Raw genomic sequence first — 4,874 nt, 5'->3', positions numbered from 1 at the left:
TTGATGCGCTGCAGTTTGCACAGGGCGAGGCCCCCGCAACCGTGCACCCCAGCCTGTGGCGCCATGCGCGCCTGAACCAGACGCCCGGCCTGTACCAGGTGCGTGAGGGCATCTGGCAGCTGCGCGGGTTCGACCTGGCCAACCTCACCCTCATCCAGGGCCGCACGGGCTGGATCGTGGTGGACCCGCTCACCACGCAGGAGACGGCGGCCGCCGCCCTCGCCTTCGCGCGCCAGCACCTGGGCGCGCAGCCGGTGTCGGGCCTGGTGTTCACGCACAGCCATGTGGACCACTTCGGCGGCGCATTGGGCGTGCTGACCGCGCAGGACGCCAAGGCACGCAGCGTGCCCGTCGTGGCGCCGGTGGGCTTCATGGAGGAGGCGACCAGCGAGAACCTGCTGCTCGGCCCCGCCATGTCGCGCCGCGCGGGCTTCATGTATGGCAGCCAGTTGCCACGCGATGCGCGCGGCGTGGTGGACAACGGCCTGGGCATGGCCGTGGCGGTCGGGCGCATTGGCATCCTGCCGCCCACCGTGCTCATCGACCAGCCCACGCAGGCGCTCGACATTGATGGCGTGCGCTTCGTGTTCCACAACGTGCCAGGCTCCGAAGCCCCGGCCGAGATGGTGTTCGAGCTGCCCGACCTGCGCGCGTTCGGTGCGGCAGAACTGGTCTCGCAGACACTGCACAACCTCTACACCCTGCGCGGCGCCAAGGTGCGCGACGCGCTGGCGTGGTCGCGCTACATCGACGGCGCCAGTGCGCACGCACGCCGTGCAGATGTGGTCTTCCTGCAGCACGGCTGGCCCGTGTGGGGCCGCGAGCGCATCGACACCTTCTTGACCACGCAGCGCGACACCTACCGCTACCTGCACGACCAGACGGTGCGCCTGCTCAACGCCGGGCTGACACCTGGCGAGATCGCCGAGGCCGTGCAACTGCCCTCCACGCTGGCGGCGCAGTGGGCATCGCGCGGGTACTACGGCACCGTCAAACACAACGTGCGCGCGGTGGCGCAGTTCTACCTGGGCTGGTTCGACGCGCACCCGGCCACGCTCGACCCGCTGCCGCCCGTGGAGGCGGCACGCCGCTATGTGGCCCTGGCGGGCGGTGCAGACGCTGCGGTGGCCGCCGCGCGCCAGGCCTTTGACGCGGGCGACTACCGCTGGGCGGCCGAGCTGCTACGCCATGTGCTGCTGGCGGACAGCAACAGCGCAGCGGCCAAAGACCTGATGGCGCGCAGCTTTGAGCAGATGGGCTACGCCGCTGAATCCGCGCCCTGGCGCAACTTCTACCTGACCGGCGCGCAGGAACTGCGGCATGGCACTGCACCGCGCAACGCTTCAGGCCCGCGCGCTGCGGTGGCCGACATGCTCATGCAGACCCCCATCCCGCAGTTCTTTGATGCAATGGCCGCCTCGCTCAACGGCCCGCGCGCGGACGGCGTGCGCCTGGCCGTGGCACTGCGCTTTACCGACGCCGAAGAAAACCATGGTCTGTGGATTGAGAACGCGGTGCTGCACCACCGCCCGGGCACACCACCCTGGCCCGCCGACGCCACGCTGCTGCTTACCAAACCCGCCTTCCTGCGCCTGATGAACGGCCAGGCCACACCGCAGGACCTGGCCGCCTCTGGCGCGCTGCGCATGGAAGGCGATGCGCAGGCCCTGCGGCAGCTGATGGGCATGCTGGACAAGCCGGTGCGTGACTTTCCGATCATGACGCGGTAATTTGAATGAAACAGGCCGCTAGCGCTTATAGATAATTCGCTCAATGCTCCCAAATGAGGAGCGCAACACCAGAGCCATCCCTCGATGGCTGGCTCCTCGTCAGCCCGGTGGACCTGCAACACCGTCATCGGCCAGCGGGCTCAGTGCGGTGTCGATGCTGAAGCGATTCTTGCCCGCCTGCTTGGCCGCATACATCGCAGCATCGGCCTGGGCGAGCAGCGCATCGGCATCGGTGCCATGGCGCGGGTAGAGCGCCGCGCCCACGCTGGCCGAGATGTGGGCAACAGCCCCCTCCAGCACAAAAGGCTGCTCCATCGCAGACAGCACCTTGCCGGCCACAACCTCGCAGTGGTCTGCCCGCTCGATGGTGGCCAGCACGATGCCGAACTCGTCGCCGCCCAGGCGCGCCACGGTGTCTTCGGCGCGCACGCAGTCTTCCAGCCGCCGTGCCACCTGCTGCAGCAGCAGGTCGCCCGCTGCATGGCCCCACTGGTCGTTGACGGACTTGAACCCGTCCAGGTCCACATAGAGCACTGCGGCGTGCCGCCCGTGGCGCCGTGCCGTTTCGAGCACACGCGCCAGGCGGTCGTGGAACATCACGCGGTTGGACAGGCCCGTGAGCGCGTCGTGCAGCACATCGTGCGACAGGCGCATCTCCAGCTCCTTGCGCGCGCTGATGTCCTGCGTCACCACCACCAGAAAGTCCGGGTGACCCTGGGCGTCCTTGACGAGGCCCAGCGCTTCGTACACCCACAACAGGCCGCCGTCCTTGCGCCGGTAGGCCTTTTCCATCTCGGGGGAGAACACGGGCGAGTGCGCCACCAGGCGCCGCGCCAGAAAGCGGCGCAGGGCTTCACGCTCGCCCTCGTCGCTCAGCGCAAACAGGTCGCGCTGGCGCAGCTCCTCCAGCGAATAGCCCAGCATGCGGCAGAACTTGTCGTTGGCACGCAGGATGCGGCCTTCGGGCGTGATGTGGGCGATGCCGGTGGCCGCCTGGTGGAAGGTGGCGCGGAACAGGCCCTCGCTCGACGCCAGTGCATCGGCCACGGCCCGCTGGCGTGCCAGCACCACAATGAGCAGCGCGCCAAAACACAGCAGCGCCACACTGGCCCCCGCGGCGAGGGCGAGGTAGTCAACGCGCCGCTGCATCACCGGCGCCAGCACCTCGTCGGAGGTCGACCCCACCGTCACCATCAACGGGTAGCCCGCCATGCTGCGGTAGCTGAGGATGCGCGGCACACCGTCCACCGCGCCGTTCTCATCGATCAGTTCGCCTTCAGGGTCTTGCGCGCGGAGTTGAAACCAGGGCAGGCCCCGCGCATCGCCACCAAAGCTGATCTTGCCCCCTGCCTTGCGGCCGCGCACCACGCCGTCCAGCCCTGTCAGCTCCAGCAGCCCCTGTGCGCCCAGGTCGGCCTGGCGGTAAAAGTCGGTGAAGTTCGTCGGGTCCACCGACATCACCACCACACCACCAAAGCGGCCTCCCTCGCTCACGATGCGCAGCGCCATCGGAATGCGCCACTGCCCCGACACACGGCCCAGCACAGGCTCGCTCACAAACAGGTCATCGCGATCGCTGGCACGCAGCGCCTTGAAAAAGGCGCGGTCGCTGTAGTTGACGGCCCCGGTCTCCTGGCTGCTGCTGACGATGTCGCCCTGCTCGTTCACCACGCTGATGATGGTGAACATGGGCTCGCGGATCACCCCCCGCTCCACCCAGTCGCGCAGGTCGATGTCGGTGCCCTGCTGCAGGTACTGCTCGCGCACAAAGGCGGCGACCTGCTCGGCCGCCTTGAGGGTGCGGAACACCTGCTGCTCGAAGGCGATGGCCAGGTTGGCATTGGACTGCATGGCGGAGGCCACGGCCTGCTCGCGCTCGAACGCCACACGCTGCAGCGTGACCAGCCACAAGCCCGCCACGGCAACGATGCAGCCCAGCGCAATCGCCAGGCTCAGCGGCGTGACAAGGCGATAGCGGCGACGCGGGGCCCCGGCCTCAAGAAGGTCGTCCGCGTCCGGTGGCCGCGTGGTGTCATCTTTCTGGTGCATGCCCCTCCCAATGTAACGGGGCATGTGCGGCAAGTCGACAACAGGATGGCCACCAGCCGCGGCCCACGCAAATGGAACCCTACGCGAGCCGCGCCAGCACCTTGGGCAGGCTGGCCACCAGCATCGCCACGCCCGACAGGGTCAACATGCCCAGCACGATCTGCCGGAACCGCGCGTCGCTGATACCGTGGTACAGCCGCGCTCCCAGCAGCACGGGCACCAGCATGGCGGGCACCACGATGGCCAGCAGCGGCAGCGCCTCGCGGGTGACCAGACCGGTGGCCAGGTAGGTGATGAAGGTCACCAGCAGCATGGCCAGGTTGAAGTTCTGGATGATGGCGCGCTGCACGTCCTTGTCCAGACCGCGCAAGGTGCACCACAGGGTGGGCAGCACGCCGGTGAAGCCGCCCAGGCCGCCCATCACGCCGCCTGCCATGCCCACCAGCGCGTCGGCCACGCGCCCGCCGCGCGTGATGCGGGGCAACTGCTTGGCCATCAGCATCGCCGGGCACCACAGCACCAGCAGCGTGCCCAGGATGACCTTGAACGCGTCCATGTCCAGCCGGGGCAATACGGCCACGCCAATGGGGATGCCCACCAGGCCACCCAGCGCAAAGGGCAGCAGGCGCACCCGGTCAAACCCCCGGCGCACCGTGGCCGCCGCCACCAGCTGGCCGGTGAGCGCGCCGCACACCGCCAGCAGCGCGGCCAGGCGGGGCTCCAGCGTCCAGGCCCAGAACGACATGGCGACCATGCCAAAACCAAAACCCGACAGCCCCTGCACAAACCCGGCGGCCACTGCGCCCAGGGCCACGATCAACAGCACGGAATCCATGTCTCCCCCTCACTTGGTGTGAACGCGCGCGTGAGTGGGCTTCACGCCCCACGGAGCTCCACGCTCCTCACGCATCTGCGCGTTCGGCCGGTGAGTCCCTGAAGCGCAAGCCCTGCGCGCCCAGCCGCCATTGTGTGCGCTGGCGGCGGGGGCAGCACTGTGGCGGCGGATCGCAGGGCACGTTCAATACAGCGTGGCCTGCTGACGTGCGGGCAGTTCGCGGTCGTAGGCGGCGCCGTCAAATGCGCCCTGTGTGATGG

3 protein-coding genes are annotated in these 4,874 nt (G+C 68.7%); 1 reads left to right on the top strand and 2 read right to left on the bottom strand.

The features are described from left to right. The coding region (locus tag DBR23_RS01245; protein WP_233250217.1) for an alkyl/aryl-sulfatase at window positions 1-1,730 on the top strand (1,730 nt) is incomplete at its 5' end. Between the two features lie 99 nt (window positions 1,731-1,829). Here the strand turns inward: DBR23_RS01245 and DBR23_RS01240 are convergent. Together DBR23_RS01240 and DBR23_RS01235 are read right to left on the bottom strand one after the other, a co-directional pair. Beyond that, window positions 1,830-3,779: a diguanylate cyclase domain-containing protein gene (locus DBR23_RS01240; RefSeq protein ID WP_108497039.1), complete on the bottom strand. Its 1,950-nt coding sequence runs from the start codon at window positions 3,777-3,779 to the stop codon at window positions 1,830-1,832. A 79-nt stretch (window positions 3,780-3,858) separates the two neighbouring features. Continuing rightward, the gene (locus DBR23_RS01235) at window positions 3,859-4,614 is read right to left on the bottom strand and encodes a sulfite exporter TauE/SafE family protein (protein WP_108497038.1); all 756 of its coding nucleotides are present in this window, start codon (window positions 4,612-4,614) and stop codon (window positions 3,859-3,861) included. Between the last annotated feature and the right edge of the window lie 260 nt (window positions 4,615-4,874).

Origin of the sequence: Acidovorax sp. HMWF018 (assembly GCF_003061035.1) — a bacterium.
Lineage (GTDB): Bacteria > Pseudomonadota > Gammaproteobacteria > Burkholderiales > Burkholderiaceae_C > Acidovorax > Acidovorax delafieldii.
Note: the sequence above shows the minus strand (reverse complement) of the source record. Positions and strands in the feature narration are given on the sequence as shown.